A 26200-nucleotide genomic window follows, 5' to 3' on the forward strand; every position below is an offset into this window, starting at 1 on the left:
CGGGGGCTGACTTTCGAGCTACTGATGAGTAAGGTCGCGGGTCGAGGAACGGAGTTGTCATGACCCGCACGTTCACAGTGTCACGAAGCATCCTGGTCCAGGCGCCCCCGCAGTCGGTGTACGAGCAGGTCAGCCAGCCCGCTCTGATGGGGCGCTGGAGCCCCGAGAACCTCGGGGCGACCGTGCCGGGAGGTGACGTTCCCGCAAGTGTCGGCCTGGTCTTCGAGGGCCACAACAAGCGCGGCCCGTTCCGCTGGACCACCCGCTGCACGGTGACCAAGGCCGAGCCGGGGCAGCGCTTCGCCTTCCGCGTGCACGCGATCGGGGTGAAGCGCCCCCGGCTGCGCGCGCCCATCGCCAGCTGGGAGTACCGGTTCGAGGACAGCGGCGGTGCGACCAAGGTGACCGAGACCTGGACGGACGACCGGCGTTCCTGGCCCACCTTCGTGGCCAACGCCTTCGACCGGCTCGCCACGGGCGGGCGCACCTTCGCGGTCTTCCAGGTCGGCAACATCGACCGGACGCTGAAGAACCTCAAGCGGGAGCTCGAAACGGCACGCTGACCGGGACGCCTGCGCCTGCGCCTATGCCTACCTCGCCGCCGTCGCGGAGGCGTCTTCCCGGGCGCCGCCCGGCGGCCCGGTGATCGGGGCGATCGGGGTGTCCGCCGCGCGCACCCAGCGCGGCCCCTCGGGCCCGTACACCCCGCGCGGCTCCGGGAACGCCGCGAGCAGGCCGAAGTAGACGACGGCGGCGACGGCCGCTCCCAGCGGGAGGCTGATGTCGGCGCCGTTCGCGAGGTCGCCGAGCGGCCCGACGAACTGTCCGGGAATGTTGGTGAACAGCACGCCGGTCACCGCACCGGTCCACCAGGCCGCCATGCCGCGCCAGTTCCAGCCGCGGGCGAACCAGTAGCGGCCGCCGTGCTGCCGGCGCGTGAAGACCTGCAGCGCCTCGGGGTCGTACCAGCCGCGCCGGGTGACGTAGCCAAGCATCATGACGATCATCCACGGCACGGTGCAGGTGATGATCATCGTGGCGAAGGTGGAGATCGCCTGGACCAGGTTGAAGCCGAAGCGGCCCACGAAGATGAACGTGATGGACAGGACGCCGATCAGGACGGTGGCCCGCACGCGGCTGAGCCGGGGGAACACCGAGGAGAAGTCCAGGCCGGTGCCGTACAGCGCGGTGGTCCCGGTCGACATGCCGCCGATCAGCGCGATCAGGCAGACCGGCAGGAAGTACCAGCCGGGCGCGATCGCCAGCAGCCCGCCGACGAAGTTGGGGGCGTCCGGGTCCATGTACCGGGGCGCCCGCTCGGCGATGATCGACGCCGTCGCCAGGCCGAAGCCGAACGGCAGCACCGTGGCAAGCTGCGAGAGGAAGGCCGCTCCCATCACCTTGCGGCGCGGCGTGGAGGCCGGAATGTAGCGCGCCCAGTCACCCAGGAAGGCGCCGAAGGAGACCGGGTTGGACAGCACGATCAGCGCGGCGCCGATGAAGGACGGCCAGAAGAGGTCCTGCGTCGCCCGGTCGGCGTCCGCCGTGAAGACACCGGCGTACGAGGGATCGAAGTCCCCCGCGAAGGCGGCGAGGCCGAGGACGAACAGCAGGGTCGCCGCCACCACCGCGATCTTGTTGACGAGCAGCATGAAGCGGAAGCCGTAGACGCACACGGCGAGCACCAGAGCGGCGAAGACCGCGTACGCGCAGCCATAGGCGACATCGCTCTCCGGCACACCGAGCAGCCGGTGCGCCCCGCCGATGAGCGCGTCGCCCGAGCTCCACACCGACAGGGAGAAGAACGCGACGGCGGTGAGCAGCGAGAGGAAGGAACCGACGATCCTGCCGTGCACGCCCAGATGCGCCGACGACGATACGGCGTTGTTCGTGCCGTTGCGCGGCCCGAACACCGCCATCGGGGCGAGCAGCAGCGAACCGACGAGCAGCCCGGCGAGCATCGCCGCGAGCCCCTGGAGGAAGGAGAGTCCGAACAGGATCGGGAACGCTCCGAGCACACAGGTGGCGAAGGTGTTGGCGCCGCCGAACGACAGCCGGAACAGATCGAGCGGCCCCGCCGTGCGGTCCGCGTCCGGGATGCGTTCGACTCCGTGCGTCTCGACCTCGATGACGGACGGAGATGGCTCCTTGGGCACAGGCGGCTCCCTGGGTGACAGCACCACGGGGTACGTGTTGCTGTGGCGGAAATGCAGGGACCGTAAACGCCGTGCGCCCCACCGCACCAGTGCCCGATTCGCACTGCGCACGCCGGGGCGATGGATGAATCGCACAGCCACCCGCGGCTCGTCCTCGTCCTCAGAGCGCGTCGAGTTCGCGGACCACTGTCATGTCGTCGAAGGGGATGAGCTGTTCGCCGACGATCTGGTGCGGCTCGCTTCCCTTGCCCGCGACGAGAACGATGTCACCCCGCCGCGCGGCGGACAGCGCACGCGAGATCGCGTCGCGGCGGTCGGCCACCCGCTCGAAGGGGGTCCCGGTGGACGTCAGACCGGGAACGATCTGGTCCAGGATGGCCTCGGGGTCCTCGTCACGGGGATTGTCCGACGTGAGGACGCACCGGTCGGAGTGGCGTCCCGCGATCTCGCCCATCAGGGCCCGCTTGGTGATGTCACGGTCGCCGCCGCAGCCGAAGACGGTGATCACCGATCCGGTCGCGAAGCCGCGGATCGTGGCGAGGACCTTCTCCAGCGAGTCCGGCGAGTGCGCGTAGTCGACGATCACGCAGACGCCCTGCGCGGTGGTGAACTGTTCGAGCCGGCCGGGCGTGGGCGGCATCCGGTCCAAGGCCTCGACGAGGGAGGGCAGTTCGTGCCCCAGCAGATGGCAGGTGGCGAGGGTGGCCAGCGCGTTGGACACGGAGAAGCGGCCCGGTATGGGGATCGCGGCGGGGTACTTGCGGCCGTCGTGGTGAAGCGTGAAGCGGGTGCCGGCCGCGTCCACCACCAGGTCGCTCGCCCGGTAGTCGGCCGGTGCGTCCAGGCCGTACGTCGTGACCGCGCCCGGCATCAGGGCCATGATCTCGGCGCCGACGGGGTCGTCGGCGTTGACCACGGCCCGGTCGCACAGCCCCGCGAAGAGCCGCAGCTTGGCGTTCTTGTAGTGCTCCATCGTCCCGTGGTCGTCCAGGTGGTCCTGGGTGAGATTGGTGAAGACACCGATGCCCACGGGCACGTGGTCGAGGCGGCGCTGCAGCAGGCCCATGGACGTGGCTTCCAGGACCACACTGCTCGTGCCCCGGTCGCGCATGTGGCCCAGGAGGTAGTGCAGGTCGGGTGACTCGGGGGTGCTCAGGACCGACCGCGGCATCGGGATCCGCTCCGTGCCGATCCGGCTTCCCGAGGTGCCGATCACCCCGACCTTCGCGCCCGTGGCCAGTCTGAGTGCCGACTCGACCATGTACGAGACGGAGGTCTTGCCGTTCGTCCCCGTGATCGCGACGACGTCCATCGCACGGCCGGCCTCGCCGTAGTACCGGGAGGCGATGAGCGAGGCGGCCGCCCTGGCGTCCGTCACCCGCACCACGCACACCTGCCCGGCGGGTTCCGTGCCGGGCGGTGCGCCGCCTTCGGTGAGGACCGCCACCGCCCCTCGTTCCAGGGCCAGGCCGATGCCCCCGGGGCCGCCCTCCTCATGGCCGGGAACGGCGACGTACAGCGATCCGAGTGTCACATTTCGGGTATCGAAGGTTATGCCCGCGGTGACGGGGGCTCTCGGGTCGCCGTGCAGAATCTCGTGGTCGTGCCCGTCGAGCAGTGCGCTGAGCTTCACAACAGTCCCCTCGAAGGCGGTCCACGGCACACCGCGCACGCCCGGCCCCAGGGGGGGGCAGGGCGACGGCGAGCCGGAATCCGCGGTGATACGCGTAAGGCGAGCGGGCCCCACAGGGGGATATCTGCGTACGGGCCGAAGGGCCAAGACGGCCGAGGAACGCTACCTGTGCGCCGCACGGCGACCGGTCGCCGAGAACCGGATCCGGGTCGTGGAGGGCTGAGCACAGATGGCCGGGCGGAGCAGGGACCTGCCCGACACCGCTTCAGTGTACGTCGGCGCCGGCTCGCCGCTGACGTGCCGGAACGCGCCCGGCGGTCCCCGGCCCCAACTCCCGCCCCACTGCGGCGGGTCGATGAGGTATTGACGTGGACGTGTCACTCGGTATGGTCTAGTCCAACGGTAGGAGCCATTCCGGGTGGCTGCAGCTCCCGGTGCGCCGGTGTGATCACTGGTGGGTCCTGTCGCGTCTCTTCGCGCCTCCCACCCCCCGTGCGCTCAAGAGACGGTCCCCACTTCTTCCCCCCCCCACCACGTGACGGGTGGCCGTGCTCGCGCATGCGCCGACCCGTCGAGGAGTGATCCCCCATGCGTCTTCGTGTCCTTGCCGCGCTGACCGCGACCGCGTCCGCCGCCACGCTCACCCTCCTGACCCTCGCCCCCAACGCCTCTGCCGATAAGGCGGACACGGGGGAGCGGGCGGCGGCCGAATTCATCGTCAGCGAGGCCCAGTTCAACGAGATGTTCCCGAACCGGAACTCCTTCTACACCTACAGCGGCCTCACGGAGGCGCTCAGCGCCTACCCCGAGTTCACCGGGACCGGCAGCGACACCGTGCGCAAGCAGGAGGCCGCGGCCTTCCTGGCGAACGTCAGCCACGAGACGGGCGGCCTGGTCCACGTCGTCGAGCAGAACACCGCGAACTACCCGCACTACTGCGACACGTCCCAGCCCTACGGATGTCCGGCGGGCAACGACAAGTACTACGGCCGCGGCCCGATCCAGCTCAGCTGGAACTTCAACTACAAGGCCGCGGGCGACGCCCTGAACATCGACCTCCTGAACAACCCCGACCTCGTGCAGAACGATCCGGCCGTGGCCTGGAAGACCGGCCTCTGGTACTGGAACACGCAGAACGGCCCGGGGACCATGACGCCGCACAACGCCATGGTCAACAGCGCGGGATTCGGCGAGACGATCCGCAGCATCAACGGGAGCCTGGAGTGCGACGGGAAGAACCCCGAGCAGGTGCAGAGCCGGATCAACAACTACACCCGGTTCACCGGGATCCTCGACGTCGCCACGGGCGACAAGCTCAGCTGCTGACCGTCCCCCGGCAGCCGGGCATCCGTGTCCCTCGCCCCGCCGGTTTCGACCCGGCGGGGCAAGGGGTGATTTTCGGCCAACATTAGTGCAACGCTCAACCGTCGGCCGGGAGGGGCTGGTTGGCTCCGTAAGTGATCAATAGCCTGGTGCGGTTGCCTGTTTCCGACCTAGGAGCCACATGTCCACCGCGCAGCAGGTCCCCGACATCCTCTCGCCCGAGTTCGCCGAGAACCCGTACCCGGCCTATCGAGTGATGCGGGAGAGCGCGCCGCTGTTCTGGCACGAGGCGACGCGGAGCTGGATCATCTCCCGGTACACGGATGTCGAGCGCGTATTCAAGGACAAGGGCTCGCAGTTCACCACCGACAACTACGACTGGCAGATCGAGCCCGTCCACGGCAAGACGATCCTCCAGCTCAGCGGCAGGGAACACTCCGTGCGGCGCGCGCTCGTCGCACCCGCGTTCCGCGGCAGCGACCTGCAGGAGAAGTTCCTGCCCGTCATAGAACGCAACTCCCGCGAACTCATCGACACCTTCCGGCACACCGGCAGCGTGGACCTGGTGGAGGGCTACGCCACCCGCTTCCCGGTCAACGTGATCGCCGACATGCTCGGCCTGGACAAGTCCGACCACGCGCGCTTCCACGGCTGGTACACCACCGTCATCGCCTTCCTCGGCAACCTCGCGGGCGACGCCGAGGTCGCGGCGGCCGGTGAGCGCACCCGGGTGGAGTTCGCCGAGTACATGATCCCGATCATCCGGGAGCGCCGCGACAACCTCGGGGACGACCTGCTCTCCACGCTGTGCGCCGCCGAGGTGGACGGCGTCCGCATGAGTGACGAGGACATCAAGGCCTTCTGCAGCCTGCTGCTCGCGGCGGGCGGCGAGACCACCGACAAGGCCATCGCCAGCATCTTCGCCAACCTCCTGATGCACCCCGAGCAGCTCGAGGCCGTCCGGCAGGACCGCACCCTGATCGCCCGCGCCTTCGCCGAGACACTGCGGTACACGCCGCCCGTGCACATGATCATGCGGCAGTCGGCGACCGACGTGGAGGTCAGCGGCGGCACCATCCCCGCCGGGGCCACCGTCACCTGCCTCATCGGCTCGGCCAACCGTGACGAGGAGCGCTACCGCGAGCCGGACCGCTTCGACATCTTCCGGGACGACCTGACCACGACGACGGCGTTCTCCGCCGCCGCCGACCACCTCTCCTTCGCCCTCGGCAGGCACTTCTGCGTGGGCGCGCTGCTTGCCAAGGCCGAGGTGGAGATCGGCGTCAGCCAACTCCTCGACGCGATGCCGGACGTACGGCTCGCCGAGGGCTTCGACCCCGTCGAGCAAGGCGTGTTCACCCGCGGACCGCAGTCGCTGCCGGTGGTCTTCACCCCTGCCACCGCCTGACACCCCACCGCCTGGACCCACCGGGGCGCCGCCCGAAAGCGGCGCCCCGGCAGCGTTTCAGTGCGCCACGGGCGTGAACTGCACCGGCAGCGAGGCCAGACCGCGCATCCAGATGGACGGGCGCCAGGTCAGCTCGTGCGGCTCCACCGCGAGGACGAGGTCGGGCAGCCGCTCCAGGAGCGTCTCGACCGCCGTCCTCGCGATGACATCGGCGAGCAGCGGAGCCGGGTAGGGGCAGCGGTGCTCGCCGTGGCTGAAGGAGAGATGCGCGGAGTTCTCCGGGCCGACGTGCGACTCGGGCCAGATCTGCGGGTCGGTGTTGGCCGCCGCGAGGCCGAGCACCAGGCAGTCGCCCGCCCGGATCTGCCGACCGCCGAGCTGGGTGTCGCGCACCGCCCAGCGGCCGATGAAGTTCTGGGTCGGGGTGTCGAGCCACAGCACCTCGTTGAGCGCCTCGCCCACGCTCAGCCGCCCGCCGGACACGTTCAGGGCGAACCGCTCGTCGGTCAGCATCAACCGCAGCGTGTTGCAGATCCAGTTGGCCGTCGGCTGCTGCGCCGCCGCGATGATGGAGATCAGGTCCTGGACGATCTCCTCGTCGGTGAGACCCGCCGGGTGCCGCAGCATCCGCGAGGTGACGTCCGCGCCGGGCTTCTCCCGCTTCTCCTTGACCAGGAGCTGGATGCGCTCACCGACGCGCGTGTACGCCGCCACGGGGTCGTCGCCCTCGTGCGCGTCGAGCGAGATCCGCAGGTCGTCCACGAGCTGCTGCGTGTCCGTGCTCGCGTCCGGCATGCCGCACATCTGCACCGCGGCGCGCATGGGCAGCGCATGGGCGTACGAGTCCATCAGCTCGGCCTGGCCGCTGCCGGCGAACTCGGCGATCAGCCGGTCCGCGATCCGGCCGCTGTCCCGGGCGAGCTCGAACTGGTCGACCCCCTCAAGCGCTTCGGTGATCACACCGGCCCGCCGCTGGTGCTCCGCGCCCTCGGTGAACAGGACCGACGGCTGGTAGCCGACGAACGGCATCAGCGGCCAGTCGGCGGGAATGTTCTCCCACTGGTTCCAGCGGCGCGAGTCACGGGCGAACAGCTCGTCGTGGCCGGTCACATAGCTGACCTCGGAGTAGCCGAGCACCAGCCACGCGGGCACGTCACCGTCGAGGAGCACCGGAGCGACCGCGCCGTGCTCCCGGCGCAGGCTGCGGTAGAGCTGCGAAGGCGACTGCTGGTACTCCAGACCGCCCAGGCGCACCGCGCCCGTACCCGCGTGGGCCGGGCACCCGGGCGGCGGGCTCTGCTCGAAGGGGGAGGGCTCGGTCACGGTGTCATCTCCTGGGCCATGGCCAGTGCGTAGAGGTGGTCCACGAGGGTGATCAGGACGTCCTTGCCCGACGACCTCACCCGTGCGTCGCAGTCGATCAGCGGCACATGGCCGGGCAGGGCGAGGGCCTGGCGGATCTCCTCCAGGGAGTGCGTGGCGGTGTCGTCGTCGAACCGGTTGACGGCCACCACGAACGGCGTCTTGTGGTGCTCCAGACGGTCGATGGCGTACCAGGAATCGTCCATGCGCCGCGTGTCGACCAGGACGACCGCGCCGAGCGTGCCGGAGAAGAGCCGGTCCCACAGGAACCAGAAGCGCTCCTGCCCGGGAGCGCCGAACAGATACAGCACCACGCGTTCGTTGAGGCTGATCCGGCCGAAGTCGAACGCTACCGTCGTCGTGGTCTTGGCGGCCACGTCGGACGTCTCGTCGACGCCTATGCCGGCCTGCGTCATCACCTCTTCGGTGTTCAGCGGACGGATCTCGCTGACCGACCGGACGAGCGTGGTCTTGCCGACGCCGAAGCCGCCCACGACGACGATCTTCAGGCCGGTCTCGGCCGTGTCGGACAGGGGCGTACGGGAGGGCAGCTCAGATGTTGCGGAGCCCATGGAGCACCTCCTTGAGAAGGGCGGAATCGGGGATCGCGGCGGCCGAGCCGGCCGCGCGGGGATGGCGGGCGGTGATCCGGCCCATCGCGAGCAGGTCACCGAGCAGGATCCGCACCACCGTGATCGGCAGCTTCATCTCCGCGGCGATCTCCACCACGGCCGTCGGATGCCGGCACAGTTCGAGGATCCGTACGTGCTCCGACTGCATCCCGGCAGTGGGCTCGCACTCGCTCACCACCAGAGTCACCAGGTCGAACGAATCGTCGTCGGCGCGGCTGCGGCCACCGGTGACCGTGTACAGCCGGTCCGGATCACCGATGTCCACGGGCCTGCGCGGCGTCACGAGGAGCCGCTGCCTTCGGTCTGGGCGCGCGGTTCGGCGCGCAGGTGCTCCCCGATCTGCTCGACCAGTTCCGTCATCTGATGGCCCACCACCCCGGGATCGGCGTTCTCCTCGGCCACGACCGCGAGGTGCGCCCCGAGTCCGGCCTCGACGATGAAGAGCAGCCCGCCGTGGAACTCGGTCATGGAGTGCCGGACGCCACCGGTACCGTCGCCGAACTCCATGGAAGCGCCCTGGGCGAGCGCCTGGATGCCGGAGCAGATCGCCGCCAGCTGGTCAGCCTGGTCGAGCGTCAGATGCTCGCTCCAGCACAGCTTCAGGCCGTCCCGGGAGAGCACCAGGGCGTGCCGTGTACCGGGGGTGCGCTTCAGGAGGCTCTGCAGGAGCCAGGTCAGGCTGTTGTCAGTGGTCTGCATGGTAGGCGGGGCGAGATGCGCGGGTCGTCCGGTCACCTGCCCGTCCCTCCAATCTCACGATTTCGAGCGGGGAAGGGGGCGCCAGAGCCCGGGCGCCGTGCGGGTGGCTTCGTCTACTCGGCGGGCGGCGGCCCGGAATCGGCGGGGGACTCGGGTGCCGCGGGGGAGCCGGGCACCTCGCCCGCACCCCGCCGCCCCCGGTGGAAGGCTCCGAAACGCGAACCGGCGTCACGCGGCGGCAGCCCCGCGTCACCGGAGAGCGCACCGGACCCGGCCGCGGCGTCGGACGCCGCCCTGCGCTGCTCGCGCTCACGCTCCGCCTCGGCCATGGTGCGGCCGGGGGCGCGCACGGGCAGGCCGTTCGTCGTGGACGCCGCGGGGCGGGCGTGCTCGGGGCGGGGCTGCTCCTGTGCGGCGGCCGGGGGCAGCACGGGGGCGACAGGGTGCTCCCGAGCGGCGGGGATCTCCGTGGGTGCCGGCGCCGGTGCGGGCACCGCCGGAGCGGGCGCGGGCGCCGGTTCGACACTGCGGGGGGCGAGCTGCTGGGGAGCGGGGTCCCGCTGCTGGGCCAGGAGCTGCGGGGGCAGCAGCACCACGACGCCCGTGCCGCCGCGTGAGGAAGGACGGAAGTTGACGCTCATGCCGTACTTGGCGGCGAGGCGCCCGACCACCGCGAGACCGAGGCGCGTGCCCTGCAGCGAGGCCAGGTCCGTGACGTGCCCGGAGACCGACTCCTCCGCACGGCGCATCGCCGCGTCGGCCATCTTCAGACCGCTGTCCTCGATCGTCACGACGATCCCGGCGCTGCGCTCCTCCACATAGACGTGCACCTCGTCGATGGGCGGGGAGAAGTTCGCCGCGTTGTCCATGAGTTCGGCGAGGACGTGCATGACGCCCTCCGCGGCGAACCCGGCGATCGCCACGGTCGAAGAGCAGTGCAGCCGCACCCGCTGATACGCGGAGATCCGGCCCACCGCACCCCGCAGGATGCTCTCCATGACGATCGGCTTGTTCCATGCGCGGCTGGAACGGCCGCCCATCAGCAGGGCGAGGCGGTCGGTCATGAGACCCAGCTGGGAGGTGCCGTGGTCGAGGCGCAGCAGATCGCCGAAGACCTCGACGCCGTGCCGCTCCTGCATGTCCCGCAGATCGGCGAGCATGCTCACCGACTTGGCCTGCACGCGGCTCAGGGCCTTCGCGGAGGCCGCCTGCGCCGCCGCGGCACGCCGCTCGCTGTAGGCGAGCTCCCGTACGAACGACTCGGCGGGAACCCGCAGCAGGGGGTTGCGCGGCCAATCGAGTCCGGCGAGGACCGTGTCCGCGGAGGAGCCCTCGCGCAGCCGCTCGATCGCGGTGGGCAGGGTCACCGCCGTCAGGTGGTCCAACTCCTCGGCGGCCTGGGCGAGTTGCCCCTGGGCGTGGTCGCGGCGCGCCTCGATGTCGGCCGCGTGCCGCACGGTCTCCTCCACCACGGTGGCGAACACCTGGACGACCTGACGCAGTTGCGGATCCGACGGCGGAGCCGTCTGCGCCAAGGTCTCACTGGCGCTCGCCCCGTCGCGCAATCGTTTCACCACGGTCGGCAGCGTGACGTTCACCAGGTGCGCGGACTCGGCACCCTGGCGCGCGAGCTGAGCCTTGAGGGAGCCGGCCTCGGCATGGTCCGCGGCGGCGGCCCCGCGGACCCGCTTGACGAGCAGGGAACTGCTCACGAGCGCGATCGCCAGACACAGCCAGCCGGCCAGGACCGAAGCCACCGTCCAGACCCGGGCGTTGTCCGGTGCCATGACGCCCGCGACGGCACCGACCGCGGCGGTCACCACCAGCACGACCACGGGCAGGGCCGAAGCGGGCCGACGCGCCTTCGCTATTCGGTGCGGGCTGGGAGGAGCAGGCACGGGCATTCAGCGGTCCCTCGGTCCTTGATTGCAGGTGAGCAACGAGCCGACCGATGCACGCATCGGTCGCGGGCCCGGTGGGAACGCCAAAGGGGACGGCGATCTTCCGGGCCATATATGGCGCCATGCTAGTCATCCCGCGAGGCCTGTAGGACACGGAGTCTGAACAGGTCTCCTCGGCGGGGCTTTCGTCGTGATCTGACTCCTCGAACACGGTGCCGTGATAGTGGAGTTCGACTCCATGCGGTCGTCTCCACGCGGACGACTCGACGCATTCGACTCCACGCCGACGATGACGCCGTGGGTCAGTCGACCGCCGAGGTCTCGGCGATCTCGTACGCCTCCAGGCCCGGAGCCGCGAGGAGATCCGCGACGCAGGCCGCCGTACCGCCGACGTACGTGCTCACCAGATCGACGTCACCGGCCACGCACCAGGCACGGTCCTCGGGCCACCACAGGTCCGGAAGCTCGGGCACCCCCTCATCGGGACTCCGCTCGGGTGACGCGGGTGAGTCGGCGTCGTCCAGCGGTCCGGAGAGCAGGATCTCGTCGCGGCCCGGCGTGTGGAACACGGGATACCCGTCCCAGTTGTACTGGCCGTACCCCTCCCAGAGTCCGTACCAGCAGCGGTCGGGGGTGCGGGTGTGCCGGGACAGCACGGAGATCAGGGCGCGGGCGACACCTGCGGGGGTCGGGCCCTCGTCGGGGTGCTCGTCCCAGACGCCGGGGACGGCCGGGGTGTCGTCGTTGCGGTAGAGAAGGCGGTCGCCGAGGCCGATCAGCTCGTGCCAGCGCGTTTCCGCCGCCACCGACCGGCCGTAGACGGCGGCCACTTGGTCCCACCGCACCGGTTCATCGCCGAGCCAGGCCGGGTGGAGGATTCGCGCGTACGCCTCGAAGCCGGGCGCGCAGACACCGGCGACCGTGCCGAATCCGTCGTCGTGGGGCGGGCGTTCTTCCAGCCAGCGGGCGGGCGTCAGGTCGCTCCGCTCGACGCGTAGACGGCCGTAGACGGAAGGGGGCGGGTACTGGTGGACGAGGTGCATGACCCCAGTGTCGCCTGCGAAGGGGCGCCCGTGCGCCCTCGGGCGGACGCCGATTGAGGCGGTCCTGGCGGGGCACTCGGTCCGTCGCGGGACGGCCGGCTGAGGCGGCTGCCCGTCCCTATGCCGACGGAAGCGACAGAAGAGGGACCCCATGGGTGTGAAGAAGACCGCCGTCCTCGTCCTGGACTGTGCGAAACCGGAGGAGCTCGCGGAGTTCTACGCGGGACTGCTCGGAGGCACGTCCCGCATGGGCAACGACCCCGACTTCGTCGAGGTGTCCGACGGGGAGGGCATCTGCGTGGCCATCCACCGCGACTACGGCTACGCGCCGCCGAGCTGGCCGCGCCCCGATGACTCGCAGCAGGCGCACCTCAGGATCCTGGTGGACCGCGGCGACATGGACGAGGCGGAGCGCGAGGCCATCGGCCTGGGCGCCCGGCCCGTGGACACCAAGGACAACTCCGGGCCCCGGGACACCCGGACCTACAGCGACCCGGCAGGCCACTCGTTCATCCTCGCCGTGTCCGCCGAGCCGAGGGCAGCCCGCTGAGCGTGCGGACTCCGGCTCAGTCGGCTGGCTCGTCCGGCACCGGCTGGTCCGGGCGTACGCCACCGGAGTGCGGTGCGCCGCGCCTGCCGGTGCCCGCCTCGTCCGTGTCCGGTACGTCGTCGTCGGCGTCCGGGGCGTTGCCCGTGGTGGCCGAATCGTCGTCCAACTCCCAGTGGTCCTCCTCGTCCGACGCCTGCTGATCGGGCAGATCCCTCGGTACGGGCGTCTCGTCCTCGCCCCGGGTCTCGGGCAGCTCCTCGCTCACGGTGATCCCTCCAGTTCTCGTTCCGTCGTACCGCGCGCTCTCGCGGCGGTTTCCGGTGCGGAGGCGCAGCTACCCGTCGTGCTCGCGGCAACACCTCGTACACCTCCTACGGCTTCACGGTGGACCGCCGCGGCCGGGTCGGCCACACGGGCGGGGCCGGTTGCCCGGCCGCACCCGGGCCGAGACGGCCAGCGCGACGGCGGTCATCGCCGACAGGAGCCCCCAGACCGGTACGAAGCTGCCGGTGAGGTCCTTGAGCAGGCCGAGCACCGGCGGCATCACCACGATGGCGATCTGGTTGACGGACATGGCCAGGCCCAGGGCGAAGCCCGTCCGGTCCGGCGGAGCCGATTCGCTCACGTGGGCGACCCAGGGGCCGTACCAGCCGAAGCCGAAGAAGCCGAGCCAGACGAGCGTGCAGCAGGCGACCGCGGGCGACCGGCCCGGCGGGGTCATCAGGACGGCCATCCCCGCGAGCACGGCGGCCATGCAGAGGACGAGCGATCCGTACCGCCCGGAACCGCCGCGGTCGCTCCAGGCCGCCAGGGCGACACGGCCGACGACGCCCGCGCCCTGCACCGCCACCAGGACAAGCGCCGCGGGACCGGCTCCGACGGACGCCCTCTCGTGCAGGTGAAGGACCGTCAGGATGCCCACGCCGCACTGCACCGAGATCAGGCTCGACCCGGAGAGCATGATCCGCACCATGGCCGGTTCGCGGAGCATCCGCAGACGTGCGCCGAGCTCCGCCCTGAGCGAGGCCCGAGGCCGGTGGCCCCGGGGCGCGGCGGGGACGGGCGGCCTGCGGTAGAAGCCCATGAAGACTCCGGCCCCCAGCAGCGCGACGACTCCGCCCGTCACCAGCGTGGCCCGCCAGCCGAAGGCCCCGGCGACGAACGGCAGCGCCGCCGAGGCCAGCGCGGCGCCCAGCGGCAGCCCCGCCTGACGGATGCCCATGGCCAGACCCCGCTGGGAGGCGTCGAACCACGACGCGACGGATTTGCTGCCGCCGGGCTGAACGGTGCTGTACCCCGCGCCGACGAGCAGCAGTACGAGGAGCAGGGACCCATATCCCGGTGCGGCGCTTCCCGCGAGCAGCGCCGCGCCGACCACCGCGGCGCCCGCTCCGACGACCCAGCGCTCGTCGCACCGGTCGAGCAGCTCCCCGGCCACCAGCAGCCCGACCAGCGGAACCAGCTGCGCCGCCGAGACCAGCAGACCCAACTGGGCCGTGCTCAGGTGCAGGTCACGTTGCAGATGGATGCCCAGCGCCCCGATGCCCTGCACGAAGAACCCGGCCGCGGCCTGGGTGAAGGTGGCGATGCCGAGGACGGCCCACCGGTACCGCCACGCGCTGTGCGCCACCCCGGCGACGGCCGTCACGGGCGCCAGTACAGGGCGGGGTCCGGGTGGTTCACGAAGCCGAGGTCGCGGTAGAGGGGTTCGCCTTCGTGGGAGGCGTACAGGTCCACGCGGGCCACCCCGCGCTCCCGGAACCAGTCGAGCAGGCCCCGCATGAGCGCGCGGCTGTGCCCGCGCCGCCGGTGCGCCGGGTCGGTGACCACGCCGATCACCAGACCGACCCGGCCGTTGCGCAGGTGCGGGCCCGGCAGCCGCTGTTCGACCGTGCCGATGGCGCACGCGGCCAGGCTCCCGTCGTCGCCGTCCACGACGAGGATCCGCATGGCTCCCGAGGCCAACTGGCCCTTCAGGACCAGTGCCAGGGCGTCCTGCCAGCCGGTGTCTCCCGATGCCGGGTTGAAGTAGTCGCCGCCGAGGTGCTCGAAGAGCAGCGCCCGCAGGCGTACGAGCTCCGCGACGTCGTCCCGCGCCGCAGGACGTACGGCTCCTGTCGCCGGGCGTACGGCGGTGATGTGGTCTCCGGTGCGTTGTGACATGCCGATCAGACTGATGTAATGGTCTTATGCATCTCAACCCTTACGGTGAGGAGGTCGTGAATCTGGCCGCCGACCTCGCCAACCGGCGCCCGGAGACCGCCGTTGAACTCGCGGACCGCTGCCGTGCCGCCGGACTCGTCCTGGAACGCCCCGTCACGCCGGAGGACCTCGACCGCACCCAGGGTGCGTTGGACGACTGGGAGAAGGTCGTCGACGCCACGGACGAGGAGGAGCGCGCCGAGCTGCTCAACGGAATGCTCGCGGCATCCGCCGCCCATCCGCGGCTCACCGACCACGCTGGTTCGGGCTGGCATCTGCACTACCGCGACGACCGGCAGCCGCTCGGCGCCCTGCTCTTCCAGCTGATCTCCGTCGGCACGGCGCTGCACCTGGCCGGGCGCGGCATGCACCGGCTCCGGCGGTGCGCCGTGACGGAGTGCGCCACGATCTTCGCCGATACCTCGCGCACCGGGCGGCAGCGCTACTGCTCCCAGCGGTGCGCCAACCGTGACGCGGTCCGCAGGCACCGGGCGCGCTCCACGGGCCGGGACGGCTGAATCCACCCCCGCAGACGGGGTCAGGGGCCTGTTTTCCGGCCGGACTTCTGATATTCACTCCTGGGATCGACCGGCGTCCGCGCGCTCGCGTTCGCTGCGTGTCGACGCGTGTCCTGAGCGCTCCGTACCCGTGCGCGCGGGTGCGTCCAGGTGCCCGCAGGTGTCCCTACGCGATCCAGGAGTCCTCGTGGTCCTTGCCCGCCGCCCCGTCCGCCGTCCCGCCCGCCGACCGTTCGGAGCCGCCGCGAGGGCGACGGTGGTCACCGTCGCCGCTGCGGGTCTGCTCGCCCCCGGTGTCGTCGTCGACCGCTACGGGGACACCGCGGCAGCCGCGTCAACTGCCGCTGTCCCCGGGCCGATCGCCGGCTGGCAGCATGAGCGGCTCGCCGCCGGGGCCGATCTGTACCAGGGGAGCATCTCGGGCCGTCCCGGCGCCGACCACTGGACGGTCACGGTGCGCGCGAACGGCGCTCACCTCTCCACCGGGCCGGACGCGCGGGCGCTGGCCGAGCGGGTGCGCGGGGCCGGGTTCGGCGCGCGTGCCGAGGCGGTCGCGTGGCCGCGGGGTTCCGACCGGCAGGGCGTGGTCGGGGTGCGCGTACGGGTGGGGGAGTACGGCACGCGGGCCGAGGCCGACACCCGGCGGAAGGCCCTGGCCGCCGCCGGGTTCGACGCGGTGAGTGAGTGGACCGGCGCCGACGGCGTGCCCGGCACCGGAGTCGCCCGGGTCAAGGTGGCGATCGTCGACCCGAAGCGCTACGGCGGTGCGATGAAGGGCACGTACGGAACGGGTGTCGCGGGACGCGAGACGGTGAGCGGCATGGCCTCGGCCGACGGCGCCCTGCTCGGTGTCAACGCGGGCTTCTTCGTCATGGAGGGCAAGGACGGCGTGCCCGGCGCGGCGGCCGGAATCGCCGCGTACGACGGGGAGTTGCAGAGCGCGGCGACCAACGGACGGATCGCGGCGGTGCTGCGCGGCGACGGCCTGCACCCGGAGTTCAAGAAGCTCAGGACGGACCTGCGGGTCCGCGCGGGCGCGGCGTCGGCGGTCGTGGACGGCATCAACCGCGTGCCGGGCCTGATCCGCAACTGCGGCGGTGTCGGCGGCGACTCCCCGACCGAGCGCCCGCAGCACGATGTGACCTGCACCGACCCCGACGAGATCGTGCGGTTCACCGACGAACTCGGCGCGCACACCCCGGCGGGGGAGGGGGCGGAGGCGGTGCTCGACGCGAGCGGGCGCGTACGGGAGGTGCGGGCGCGCGGCGGCGTGGTCCCGGACGGCGGCAGCGTCCTCGCGGGCATCGGCGCGGGCGCCACCTGGCTGCGTACGCACGCGACGCCGGGCAGCGCCCTGAAGGTGAGCCAGAGGATCCTCGACGAACGGGGCAAGGAGCTCGGGCTCGGCCCACAGGACGACATCGTCAACGGCGGCCCCGAGCTGGTGCGCGGCGGCAAGGTCGCGGTGAACTACGGCGCGGACGGCATCGAGCGCGCCGGTGACCGTTCCTTCGCGTACACCTGGGGCATCAAGCGCAATCCGCGCATGCTCCTGGGCGTGGACCGGCAGGGCCGCATGCTCCTGGTCGCCGCGGACGGACGGCAGCCCGGTGTCAGCGACGGGTTCGGCCTGGGCGAGGGCGCGGAGCTGATGAAGTCGCTCGGCGCGGTGCGGGCCATGGCCCTGGACGGCGGCGGCTCCGTCGCCATGGCGGTGAACGGCAAGGTGATCAACTCGCCGTCGGACGGTACCGAGCGTGCGGTGGGCGACGCACTGCTGCTCACCCGCTGAGTGTTCGGCCTGCTGAACGAATATCACGCTCCGTGACGGCCGCTACGTTCCGTGGCGGCCGGGAAGCGGGGCCGCTTCGTGGCAGGAGGCGATCACGAGATATCTTGATGTCGAGCAATGTTGCAGACGTGGAGCGGAGCACCCGGTGACTGACTCGACCATCATCTACACCCAGACAGACGAGGCCCCGGCCCTCGCGACGTATTCGTTCTTGCCGGTGGTCAGGGCCTACGCCTCGACGGCCGGGGTCGCCGTGGAGAGCCGTGACATCTCCCTGGCGGGGCGCATCATCGCTCTCTTCCCCGAGTTCCTCGAGGAGAGCCAGCGCATCGACGACGCACTCGCCGAGCTCGGCGAGCTGGCCAAGACGCCCGGCGCGAACATCATCAAGCTGCCGAACATCTCGGCCTCGATCCCGCAGCTGAAGGCGGCCGTCGCCGAGCTCCAGTCGCAGGGCTACGCGCTGCCGAACTACCCGGACGACCCGAAGACCGACGCGGAGAAGGACATCCGCGCCCGTTACGACAAGGTCAAGGGCAGCGCCGTCAACCCGGTCCTGCGCGAGGGCAACTCCGACCGCCGCGCCCCCGCCTCGGTGAAGAACTACGCCAAGGCGCACCCGCACCGCATGGGTGCCTGGACGGCCGACTCGAAGACGAACGTCGCCACCATGGGCGTCGACGACTTCCGCTCCACGGAGAAGTCCACCGTCATCACCGAGGCCGACACGCTGCGCATCGAGTTCACCGGCGAGGACGGCAGCACCACCGTGCTGCGCGAGTCCGTACCGGTCCTCGAGGGCGAGGTCGTCGACGCCTCCGTCCTGCGTGTGGGTCCGCTGCGTGAGTTCCTCACCGCGCAGATCGCCAAGGCCAAGGCCGACGGCGTGCTGTTCTCCGTGCACCTGAAGGCCACGATGATGAAGGTCTCCGACCCGATCATCTTCGGCCACGTCGTGCGCGCCTTCTTCCCGAAGACGTTCGCCGCGTACGGTGCGGCGCTCGCCGGTGCGGGCCTGAGCCCGAACGACGGTCTCGGCGGCATCCTCAACGGCCTCGGCGCGCTGCCCGAGGGCGAGCAGATCAAGGCGTCCTTCGAGGCCGAGCTCGCCGAGGGCCCGGAGCTCGCGATGGTCGACTCCGACAAGGGCATCACGAACCTGCACGTCCCGTCGGACGTCATCGTCGACGCCTCCATGCCCGCGATGATCCGCACCTCCGGCCACATGTGGGGCCCGGACGGCGGCGAGCACGACACCCTCGCGGTCCTGCCGGACTCCAGCTACTCCGGCGTGTACCAGGTCGTCATCGACGACTGCCGCGCCAACGGCGCCTTCGACCCGGCGACGATGGGCTCGGTGCCCAACGTCGGCCTCATGGCGCAGAAGGCCGAGGAGTACGGCAGCCACGACAAGACCTTCGAGATCGCCGCGCCCGGCACGGTGCGCGTGCTCGACAAGGCCGGCAACGCCGTCCTGGAGCAGGCCGTCTCCACCGGCGACATCTTCCGCATGTGCCAGGCCAAGGACGCCCCGATCCGCGACTGGGTCAAGCTGGCCGTCAACCGCGCCCGCGCGACCGGCTCGCCGGCTGTGTTCTGGCTCGACGAGACCCGCGCGCACGACGCGCAGCTCATCGAGAAGGTCAAGGCGTACCTGCCCGAGCACGACACCGACGGCCTGCAGATCGAGATCATGTCGCCGGTCGACGCGACCGCGTTCTCCCTGGAGCGCATCCGCCGTGGCGAGGACACCATCTCGGTCACCGGCAACGTGCTCCGTGACTACCTCACGGACCTGTTCCCGATCCTGGAGCTCGGCACCAGCGCCAAGATGCTCTCCATCGTTCCGCTCATGAACGGCGGCGGCCTCTTCGAGACGGGCGCGGGCGGCTCCGCCCCCAAGCACGTCCAGCAGCTGGTCCGCGAGAACTACCTGCGCTGGGACAGCCTGGGTGAGTTCCTCGCCCTGGCCTCCAGCTTCGAGCACCTCGCGCAGACCACGGACAACGCGAGCGCCCAGGTGCTCGCCGACACCCTGGACCGCGCGACGGCCACCTTCCTGGAGAAGGACAAGTCGCCGACCCGCCGTGTCGGCGGCATCGACAACCGCGGCAGCCACTTCTACCTGGCCATGTACTGGGCCCAGGAGCTGGCCAAGCAGACCGCCGACGCCCAGCTCGCCGAGGCGTTCGCCCCGCTCGCCAAGACCCTGGTCGAGCAGGAGCAGACGATCGTCGACGAGCTGAACGCGGTCCAGGGCTCGCCCGCCGACATCGGCGGCTACTACCGGCCCGACGATGCCAAGGCCGGCGCCGTCATGCGCCCGTCCGCCACGCTGAACAAGGCTCTCGCCCTCCTCGGCTGAGACAGCCTTCCCGGCCGAGGTGACTCGGCCGGCACAGATCCGCCCCGGCAGCGCATTCGGCTGCCGGGGCGGATCTGTTCAGGAGCATCGGCATGCGTCACCGCCATTCCCTATTTCTGAAACGCGTTCTACTGTGTGCGCCGTCAAGCCCGAGCCCGGGAGCCAGCGGAAGCAGGAGGCGCCGTGCACCTCGAATACACGCCTGAGCAGCGGCAGTTGCGCACCGAGCTGCGCACGTACTTCGCCGAGCTGGTGCCCGACAACGCGTACGCCCGCTATGCCGACCCCGCCGCGCAGAAGCGGTTCTACCGGGAGACCATCCGGCGCCTCGGCTCCGACGGCTGGCTCGGCGTCGGCTGGCCCAAGGAGTACGGCGGCCGGGGGCTCTCCCCGATGGAGCAGTTCATCTTCTTCGACGAGGCCGCACAGGCCAACGTCCCGCTGCCCCTGATGGCCCTGAACACCGTCGGCCCGACCCTGATGCAGTTCGGCACCGACGAGCAGAAGGCGTACTTCCTGCCGAAGATCCTCTCCGGCGAACTCGACTTCGCGATCGGCTACAGCGAGCCGGACGCGGGCACCGACCTCGCCGCCCTGAAGACCAAGGCGGTCCGGGAGGGCGACGAGGAGACCGGCCACTACACGGTCAACGGCCAGAAGATCTGGACCACCAACGGCGACACCGCCGACTGGGTCTGGCTCGCCGTGCGCACCGACCCGGACGCCCCGCCCCACAAGGGCATCACCATGCTCCTCGTGCCGACGAGCGACCCCGGCTACTCCTGCACCATCATCAACACCCTGGCCTCGCACGACACCACGGCGAGCTACTACGAGAACATCCGCGTCCCCGCATCGCGCCGCGTCGGCCAGGAGAACAAGGGCTGGCGGCTCATCACCAACCAGCTCAACCACGAGCGCGTCACGCTCGCCGCCCACGGCACCATGGCCATCCGCGCCTTCCACAACGTGCAGCGCTGGGCCGCCGACACCAAGCTCGCCGACGGCCGCCGCGTCATCGACCTCGGCTGGGTCCGCCAGCGCCTGGCCAGGACGCACACCAAGCTGGACGCGATGAAGCTCCTCAACTGGCAGATGGTGAACGCCGTCCAGGAGGGCACCCTCACCCCCCAGGACGCCTCCGCCGTGAAGGTCTACGGCTCCGAGGCGCGCAGGGACGCGTACGCCTGGCTCATGGAAGTGGTCGGCTCGGCGGGCTCACTCAAGGAGGGCTCCGCGGGCGCGGTCCTCCACGGAGAGCTGGAACGCGGCTACCGCAGCGCCGTCATCTTCACCTTCGGCGGCGGCAACAACGAGATCCAGCGCGAGATCATCTCCTGGATCGGCCTCGGGATGCCGCGCGTGCGGCGCTGACGGCATCCGTTCGTCCGCACCTTCCCGAAAACAAGCGGCGTGCCGCCCGGCCCGCCGCTTCTCGCTGTCTCCGCCGGATGTATTGACACGGCCCCGGGCGCGGGCCAGCATCTCTCGCAAGTTAATTAACTACCTAGTGCGTTAACAGCATCGTCACCCTCGCAGCCGCCCAGCCAGAGGCTGCTGTTCTCCCCGAGGAGTTCACGTGTCCGCTCACCCGCAGGCCGACAGGACGTCGGCCGGGCCGCCCCAGGGCAGGCCACGCAAGGCCGCTTTCGCCGCCTGGATCGGCAGCGCGCTGGAGTACTACGACTTCTTCATCTACGGCAGTGCCGCCGCCCTGGTCTTCCCCAAGGTCTTCTTCGACCCGGACGACCCGGCCACCGCCACCCTGATCTCGCTCGCGACCTTCGGCGTCGCCTATGCCGCCCGCCCCCTGGGGGCCCTCGTCCTCGGCCACTTCGGCGACCGGCTCGGCCGCCGGAAGATCATGGTCTGGACACTGGTCCTGATGGGGCTCTCCACCTTCCTCATCGGCTGTCTGCCCACGTACGCGCAGGTCGGCACCCTCGCTCCGGTACTGCTCGTGCTGATGCGGGTGTTCCAGGGCCTGTCCGCGGCTGGTGAGCAGGCCAGCGCCAACGCGATGACGCTGGAGCACGCCCCGGAACACCGGCGCGGCTACTACACGAGCTTCACCCTCAACGGGACCCAGGCCGGTCAGCTCCTCGCGACCCTGGTGTTCCTGCCGGTCGCCGCGCTGCCGGACGAGCAGCTCTACAGCTGGGGCTGGCGCATTCCGTTCCTGCTGAGCGCTGCCGTCGCGGTCGCCGGGTACGTCATCCGCCGCACCCTTGAGGAGACCCCCGTCTTCAGGCAGGCCACGGCCGAGCGGGCGGTGGCCACGATGCCGCTGGCCGAACTGCTCAGGAACCACTGGGCCGACGTGCTGCGGGTGGTCGCCGCTGCGCTCATCGCGACGGTCAGCACGATCTTCTCCGTCTGGGCCCTCTCGTACGCCACGAGCGACGCGGTCGGCCTCGACAAGACGGGCATGCTCTGGGTCGCGGGCAGCGCCAACGCGGTGGCTCTGCTCGCCATCCCGCTCTGGGCCAGGCTCTCGGACCGGATCGGCCGCAAGCCCGTCTTTCTCGTCGGAGCGCTGGGCAGCGGAGTGATGATCTTCGTCTATCTGTGGGCGATCTCCACCGGCAGCTACCCGCTGGTCTTCGTGACCGGAGTGCTGCTCTTCGGCGTCGTCTACAGCGCGGCCAACGGCATCTGGCCCTCGTTCTACGGCGAGATGTTCCCCGCCAGGGTCCGGCTGTCCGGCATGGCCATCGGCACCCAGATCGGCTTTGCCGTCGCCGGGTTCGCGGTGACCTTCGCGGCCCAGATCGACGGCCCCGACGGCGATCGCTGGGTCGGCGTCGCGATCTTCACCGCCGCCTTCTGCGCGATCTGCGCCATCGCCGTGGCCACGGGCCGCGAGACCCACCGCGTGCCCACCGCCGAGCTGGGCCTGCGTGCCGGGGAGGCGAAGGCGCCGACGGTGACGACGTCCGAGGCCGCCGCCCTCTGAACGGGCCCCGCCCGCCGCGGCCTTGTGACCGACCCCGCCCAGCCGACCCACAGGAACCTTCGATGACCTCGTACCTCACCGGCCTCATCGGCGCCGGTATCGGCCCCTCCCTGAGCCCCGCCCTGCACGAACGCGAGGCGGACCGGCACGGTGTGCGCCTCGTCTACCGCACCCTCGACATCGACGCGCTGGGTGTCGCGCCCGAGGCCGTGGGTGAACTGGTGCACGCCGCCCGCCGCCTCGGCTTCGACGGGCTGAACATCACCCACCCCTGCAAGCAGCTGGTCATCGAGCACTTGGACGAACTCGCCCCCGACGCGGCCGAGCTCGGAGCCGTGAACACCGTCGTCTTCAGGGACGGCCGCGCCATCGGGCACAACACCGATGCCACCGGCTTCGCCCAGTCCTTCGCCCGCGGCCTGGCCGACGCGCCGACCGGCGACGTCGTGCAGCTCGGCGCGGGCGGGGCGGGCGCCGCGGTGGCGCACGCCCTGCTGAACCTCGGTGTCGACCGGGTCACCCTCGTCGACACCGACCCGGCCCGCGCCGCCGGTCTCGCCGCCGCACTGGTCTCGCGCTTCGGGCCCGGCCGTGCGGTGTCCGCGCCCACCGGGGCGGTCGCCGAGCGCCTCGCCGCAGCGGACGGGCTCGTCCACGCCACACCGACCGGCATGGTCGCGCACCCGGGTCTGCCGCTGCCGGTCGGGCTGCTCAGGCCCGGACTCTGGGTGGCCGAAGTCGTCTACCGGCCGCTGGAGACCGAGTTGTTGCGCGAGGCCCGCGCCATCGGCTGCCGCACCCTCGACGGCGGCGGCATGGCCGTCTTCCAGGCGGCCGACGCCTTCCGGCTCTTCACCGGGCTCGAACCGCACACCGGGCCGATGCTCGCCGACCTCGGCGATCTGGCCGCCTTCCCGGCTTGAACAGCGGTCCGACGCCGGGCTGCCACCAGCCCCGAACAGCGGGCCGAGCAGCGGCCTGACACCGGCTCGACAGGAGAAACACCATGCGCAAATCGATCGCCACCGTCTCGCTCAGCGGCCCGCTGTCCGAGAAGCTCACCGCTGTCGCCACCGCCGGATTCGACGGTGTGGAGATCTTCGAGAACGACCTGCTCGGCGGCCCGCTCAGCCCCGAGGAGGTGCGGCTGCGCTGTGCGGACCTGGGTCTTGGCATCGACCTCTACCAGCCGTTCCGCGACTTCGAGGCCGTCCCCGCCGACGTACTCGCCCGCAATCTGCGGCGCGCGGAACGCAAGTTCGCCGTGATGGAGCGCCTGGGCGCCGACCTGCTCCTCGTCTGCTCCAGCGTCGCCCCCGAGTCGGTCGACGACGACGGGCTCGCCGCCGAGCAACTGCGGCTGCTCGCCGACCGGGCGGCGGCCCACGGCATCCGCATCGCCTACGAGGCCTTGGCCTGGGGCCGGCACGTCAGCACGTACGACCATGCCTGGCGGATCGTCGAGCAGGCGGATCATCCGGCCCTCGGCACCTGCCTCGACAGCTTCCACATCCTCTCCCGCGGCTCGGACCCCAAGGGCATCGCGGACATCCCCGGCGAGAAGATCTTCTTCCTTCAACTGGCGGACGCACCTTTGATGGCGATGGACGTCCTGCAATGGAGCAGGCACTACCGCTGCTTCCCCGGCCAGGGCGGCTTCGACCTCGCCCCTCTGGTGGCCGCCACGGTACGAGCCGGATACCAAGGACCGCTGTCGCTCGAAGTGTTCAACGACGTCTTCCGGCAGGCGGGCGCGGCCTCCACCGCCGTCGACGCGCTCCGTTCCCTGCTGCTCCTCGAAGAGTCGGCCGGACTGTCCACGCTCCCCGCCGCGGCCGTGCCCTCCGGTTTCGCCTTCGCCGAGCTGACCGCGGCCGACACCGAACCGCTGCGCGGAGTCCTCGAGTCCCTCGGCTTCGCGCACACCGCACGGCACCACTGGAAGCCGGTCGAACTGTGGACCCAGGGGGACGCCCGCATCCTGCTCAACACCGGTGTCAGCGGCCCTCGTCAGGGCCCCGCGCTGACCGCCATCGGCGTGGAGACACCCGACCCGGAGCGGGCCGCACGGCGTGCCGAGGAGGTCCTCGCCCCCGTGGTGCCGAGGCGACGGGCCCGGCAGGACGCACCGCTCGACGCGGTCGCCGCACCCGACGGCACGGAGTTCTTCTTCTGCCGCACGGAACGGTCCGACCACCCCAGCTGGACCGGTGACTTCACCGAGGTGCCCTCGCGCGCTCTGCCGGGGGAGCGGTCCGGCGAACAGACCGCGCCAGCCGTTCGCCGCATCGACCACATCGCCCTCACCCAGCCCTGGCACCAGTTCGACGAGGCATCGCTGTTCCACCGGGGCGTGCTGGGCCTGGAGGCGGACGACAGCCTGGACCTGGCCGACCCTTACGGCCTCGTGCGCAGCCGGGCCGTAGCGTCCCCCGACGGCGGTGTGCGCCTCGTCCTCAACATCGCGCCCGCGCCGGACGCCCGGGGCAGCCGCCTCCAGCACATCGCGCTGGCCACCGACGACATCATCGCCGCCGCCCGGCGCGTCCGCGAGCGGGGCGCGGGCCTCCTCCCGATCCCCGCCAACTACTACGACGACCTCGACGCCCGCCACGAGCTCGAGCCGGAGCACCTGGCCACCCTGGCGGACCTCGGCATCCTCTACGACCGGGACGAGAACGGGGAGTTCCTGCACTGCTACACCGCCACTGTCGGGCGCGTCTTCTTCGAACTGGTGCAGCGCACGGGCGGCTACCGGGGGTACGGGGCGCGCAACGCGGCCGTACGGCTCGCCGCCCAGCACGGTCACCAGCAGGGGGTGTGAAGCAGGGGTGCGGCCCCCTCGTTCAGCCACAAAAGCCCCAGGGCGGCCCGAGGTTAGACTGACCGGCGCCGAAGAGTCCGCCCTGAGGAGCCGCATGGCCGCCGAGGTCCCCACGCCGTCCCCGCCCGTAAAGCGCACCCGGGACGCGGCCCGTACGCAGGGGGAGATCCTCGATGTGGCCACCGAGGAGTTCGCCCGCATGGGCTATGCGGGGGCCAGGGTGGACGAGATCGCCGCCCGCATGCGGACCACGAAGCGGATGATCTACTACTACTTCGGCAGCAAGGACCAGTTGTTCACGGCGGTCCTCGAGCGGGCGTACAAGGTCATCCGGCACGAGGAGCAGCAGCTCGACGTCGGGCATCTGGACCCGGTGTCCGCGATCCGCCGCCTTGCGGAGCTCACCTTCGACCACCACGAGGCGCACCCGGACTTCATCCGCCTCGTCAGCATCGAGAACATCCACGAGGCGCAGCACATCGGTGCCTCACCGAGTCTCGCCTCCCTCAGCTCTCCGGCGATCGACGTCATCGCCTCGATCCTTCAGACCGGGCGCGAGCAGGGGGTGTTCACGGCCGAGGTGGACGCCGTCGACCTGCACGCGATGATCAGCTCGTTCTGCTTCTTCCGGGTCTCCAACCGGCACACCTTCCGCGCGCTCTTCGGCCGCGACCTCACCGAGGAGCCTCGCCGTGAGCACTACCGGAAGATGCTGGGGGACATGGTCATCTCCTACCTGACCTCGGATCTCCCCGGCACTGACCGGAGCTGACGCCTCACTGATCGCGGGTCGCTACCACCATCACCTCGGTGCCGCCCGCGCGCACCGGCGGCGT

Annotated in this window: 23 protein-coding genes; 12 read left to right on the forward strand and 11 right to left on the reverse strand. The window is 71.0% G+C overall.

Going from position 1 to position 26200, the window contains the following annotated elements; translation table 11 throughout:
- The first annotated feature begins 59 nt into the window (after window positions 1–59).
- On the forward strand, window positions 60–563 hold the full coding sequence (locus tag OG302_RS37310) for an SRPBCC family protein (RefSeq protein WP_371530833.1): 504 nt from the start codon (window positions 60–62) through the stop codon (window positions 561–563).
- Between the two features lie 27 nt (window positions 564–590).
- Here the strand turns inward: OG302_RS37310 and OG302_RS37315 are convergent, their stop codons facing one another.
- Window positions 591–2156 carry a cytosine permease gene (locus OG302_RS37315; protein ID WP_371530834.1) on the reverse strand — a complete coding sequence of 522 codons (1566 nt, stop codon included), beginning with the start codon at window positions 2154–2156 and terminating at the stop codon, window positions 591–593.
- 160 nt (window positions 2157–2316) lie between these two features.
- Entirely contained in the window at window positions 2317–3789 is a 1473-nt protein-coding gene (locus OG302_RS37320; protein ID WP_371530835.1) for a UDP-N-acetylmuramoyl-L-alanyl-D-glutamate--2,6-diaminopimelate ligase, read from the reverse strand.
- A gap of 588 nt (window positions 3790–4377) precedes the next feature.
- Here OG302_RS37320 and OG302_RS37325 point away from each other — a divergent pair.
- Window positions 4378–5115, forward strand: coding sequence for a chitinase (locus OG302_RS37325; RefSeq protein WP_371530836.1), 738 nt, complete (start codon window positions 4378–4380; stop codon window positions 5113–5115).
- Between the two features lie 178 nt (window positions 5116–5293).
- Window positions 5294–6520, forward strand: a complete 1227-nt coding sequence (locus tag OG302_RS37330; protein ID WP_371530837.1) for a cytochrome P450 — start codon at window positions 5294–5296, stop codon at window positions 6518–6520.
- A gap of 57 nt (window positions 6521–6577) precedes the next feature.
- Here OG302_RS37330 and OG302_RS37335 read toward each other — a convergent pair whose 3' ends face one another.
- The 6 genes from OG302_RS37335 to OG302_RS37360 form a co-directional block, all read right to left on the reverse strand.
- A complete protein-coding gene (locus tag OG302_RS37335; protein ID WP_371530838.1) occupies window positions 6578–7843 on the reverse strand; it encodes a cytochrome P450 in 1266 nt (421 codons plus the stop codon).
- Window positions 7840–8454, reverse strand: a complete 615-nt coding sequence (locus OG302_RS37340) for an ATP/GTP-binding protein (protein ID WP_371530839.1) — start codon at window positions 8452–8454, stop codon at window positions 7840–7842. Before OG302_RS37340 ends, OG302_RS37335 begins: the two co-directional genes overlap by 4 nt.
- Entirely contained in the window at window positions 8435–8797 is a 363-nt protein-coding gene (locus OG302_RS37345; protein WP_371530840.1) for a DUF742 domain-containing protein, read from the reverse strand. The genes OG302_RS37340 and OG302_RS37345 overlap by 20 nt, the downstream gene beginning before the upstream one ends.
- Window positions 8794–9213, reverse strand: a complete 420-nt coding sequence (locus tag OG302_RS37350; RefSeq protein WP_361840049.1) for a roadblock/LC7 domain-containing protein — start codon at window positions 9211–9213, stop codon at window positions 8794–8796. The genes OG302_RS37345 and OG302_RS37350 overlap by 4 nt, the downstream gene beginning before the upstream one ends.
- 113 nt (window positions 9214–9326) lie before the next feature.
- Window positions 9327–11117 carry a sensor histidine kinase gene (locus tag OG302_RS37355; protein WP_371530841.1) on the reverse strand — a complete coding sequence of 597 codons (1791 nt, stop codon included), beginning with the start codon at window positions 11115–11117 and terminating at the stop codon, window positions 9327–9329.
- Window positions 11118–11416: 299 nt separating this feature from the next.
- Window positions 11417–12157, reverse strand: a complete 741-nt coding sequence (locus tag OG302_RS37360) for a hypothetical protein (protein ID WP_371530842.1) — start codon at window positions 12155–12157, stop codon at window positions 11417–11419.
- Between the two features lie 151 nt (window positions 12158–12308).
- Between OG302_RS37360 and OG302_RS37365 the strand changes: the two genes are divergently transcribed.
- Window positions 12309–12707, forward strand: coding sequence for a VOC family protein (locus OG302_RS37365; protein ID WP_371530843.1), 399 nt, complete (start codon window positions 12309–12311; stop codon window positions 12705–12707).
- Window positions 12708–12723: 16 nt separating this feature from the next.
- Here OG302_RS37365 and OG302_RS37370 read toward each other — a convergent pair whose 3' ends face one another.
- The 3 genes from OG302_RS37370 to OG302_RS37380 all read right to left on the reverse strand — a co-directional run bounded on the left by OG302_RS37370 (window position 12724) and on the right by OG302_RS37380 (window position 14870).
- Entirely contained in the window at window positions 12724–12972 is a 249-nt protein-coding gene (locus OG302_RS37370) for a hypothetical protein (protein WP_371530844.1), read from the reverse strand.
- Between the two features lie 114 nt (window positions 12973–13086).
- A complete protein-coding gene (locus OG302_RS37375; RefSeq protein WP_371530845.1) occupies window positions 13087–14355 on the reverse strand; it encodes an MFS transporter in 1269 nt (422 codons plus the stop codon).
- Window positions 14352–14870, reverse strand: a complete 519-nt coding sequence (locus OG302_RS37380) for a GNAT family N-acetyltransferase (protein ID WP_371530846.1) — start codon at window positions 14868–14870, stop codon at window positions 14352–14354. The genes OG302_RS37375 and OG302_RS37380 overlap by 4 nt, the downstream gene beginning before the upstream one ends.
- A gap of 26 nt (window positions 14871–14896) precedes the next feature.
- Here OG302_RS37380 and OG302_RS37385 point away from each other — a divergent pair, with 26 nt between their 5' ends.
- The 8 genes from OG302_RS37385 to OG302_RS37420 all read left to right on the forward strand — a co-directional run bounded on the left by OG302_RS37385 (window position 14897) and on the right by OG302_RS37420 (window position 26136).
- The gene (locus OG302_RS37385; RefSeq protein ID WP_371530847.1) at window positions 14897–15427 is read left to right on the forward strand and encodes a CGNR zinc finger domain-containing protein; all 531 of its coding nucleotides are present in this window, start codon (window positions 14897–14899) and stop codon (window positions 15425–15427) included.
- 187 nt (window positions 15428–15614) lie between these two features.
- Window positions 15615–17219 carry a phosphodiester glycosidase family protein gene (locus OG302_RS37390; protein ID WP_371530848.1) on the forward strand — a complete coding sequence of 535 codons (1605 nt, stop codon included), beginning with the start codon at window positions 15615–15617 and terminating at the stop codon, window positions 17217–17219.
- A 145-nt stretch (window positions 17220–17364) separates the two neighbouring features.
- A complete protein-coding gene (locus OG302_RS37395) occupies window positions 17365–19584 on the forward strand; it encodes an NADP-dependent isocitrate dehydrogenase (RefSeq protein WP_371530849.1) in 2220 nt (739 codons plus the stop codon).
- 183 nt (window positions 19585–19767) lie between these two features.
- The gene (locus OG302_RS37400) at window positions 19768–20958 is read left to right on the forward strand and encodes an acyl-CoA dehydrogenase family protein (RefSeq protein WP_371530850.1); all 1191 of its coding nucleotides are present in this window, start codon (window positions 19768–19770) and stop codon (window positions 20956–20958) included.
- Between the two features lie 205 nt (window positions 20959–21163).
- A complete protein-coding gene (locus OG302_RS37405; protein WP_371530851.1) occupies window positions 21164–22540 on the forward strand; it encodes an MFS transporter in 1377 nt (458 codons plus the stop codon).
- A 62-nt stretch (window positions 22541–22602) separates the two neighbouring features.
- Window positions 22603–23463, forward strand: a complete 861-nt coding sequence (locus tag OG302_RS37410) for a shikimate dehydrogenase (protein ID WP_371530852.1) — start codon at window positions 22603–22605, stop codon at window positions 23461–23463.
- An 83-nt stretch (window positions 23464–23546) separates the two neighbouring features.
- Window positions 23547–25364: a bifunctional sugar phosphate isomerase/epimerase/4-hydroxyphenylpyruvate dioxygenase family protein gene (locus OG302_RS37415; RefSeq protein ID WP_371530853.1), complete on the forward strand. Its 1818-nt coding sequence runs from the start codon at window positions 23547–23549 to the stop codon at window positions 25362–25364.
- 94 nt (window positions 25365–25458) lie between these two features.
- Window positions 25459–26136, forward strand: a complete 678-nt coding sequence (locus tag OG302_RS37420) for a TetR/AcrR family transcriptional regulator (protein ID WP_371530854.1) — start codon at window positions 25459–25461, stop codon at window positions 26134–26136.
- Window positions 26137–26200 lie beyond the last annotated feature (64 nt).

It is taken from the genome of Streptomyces sp. NBC_01283, from assembly GCF_041435335.1.
GTDB lineage: Bacteria > Actinomycetota > Actinomycetes > Streptomycetales > Streptomycetaceae > Streptomyces.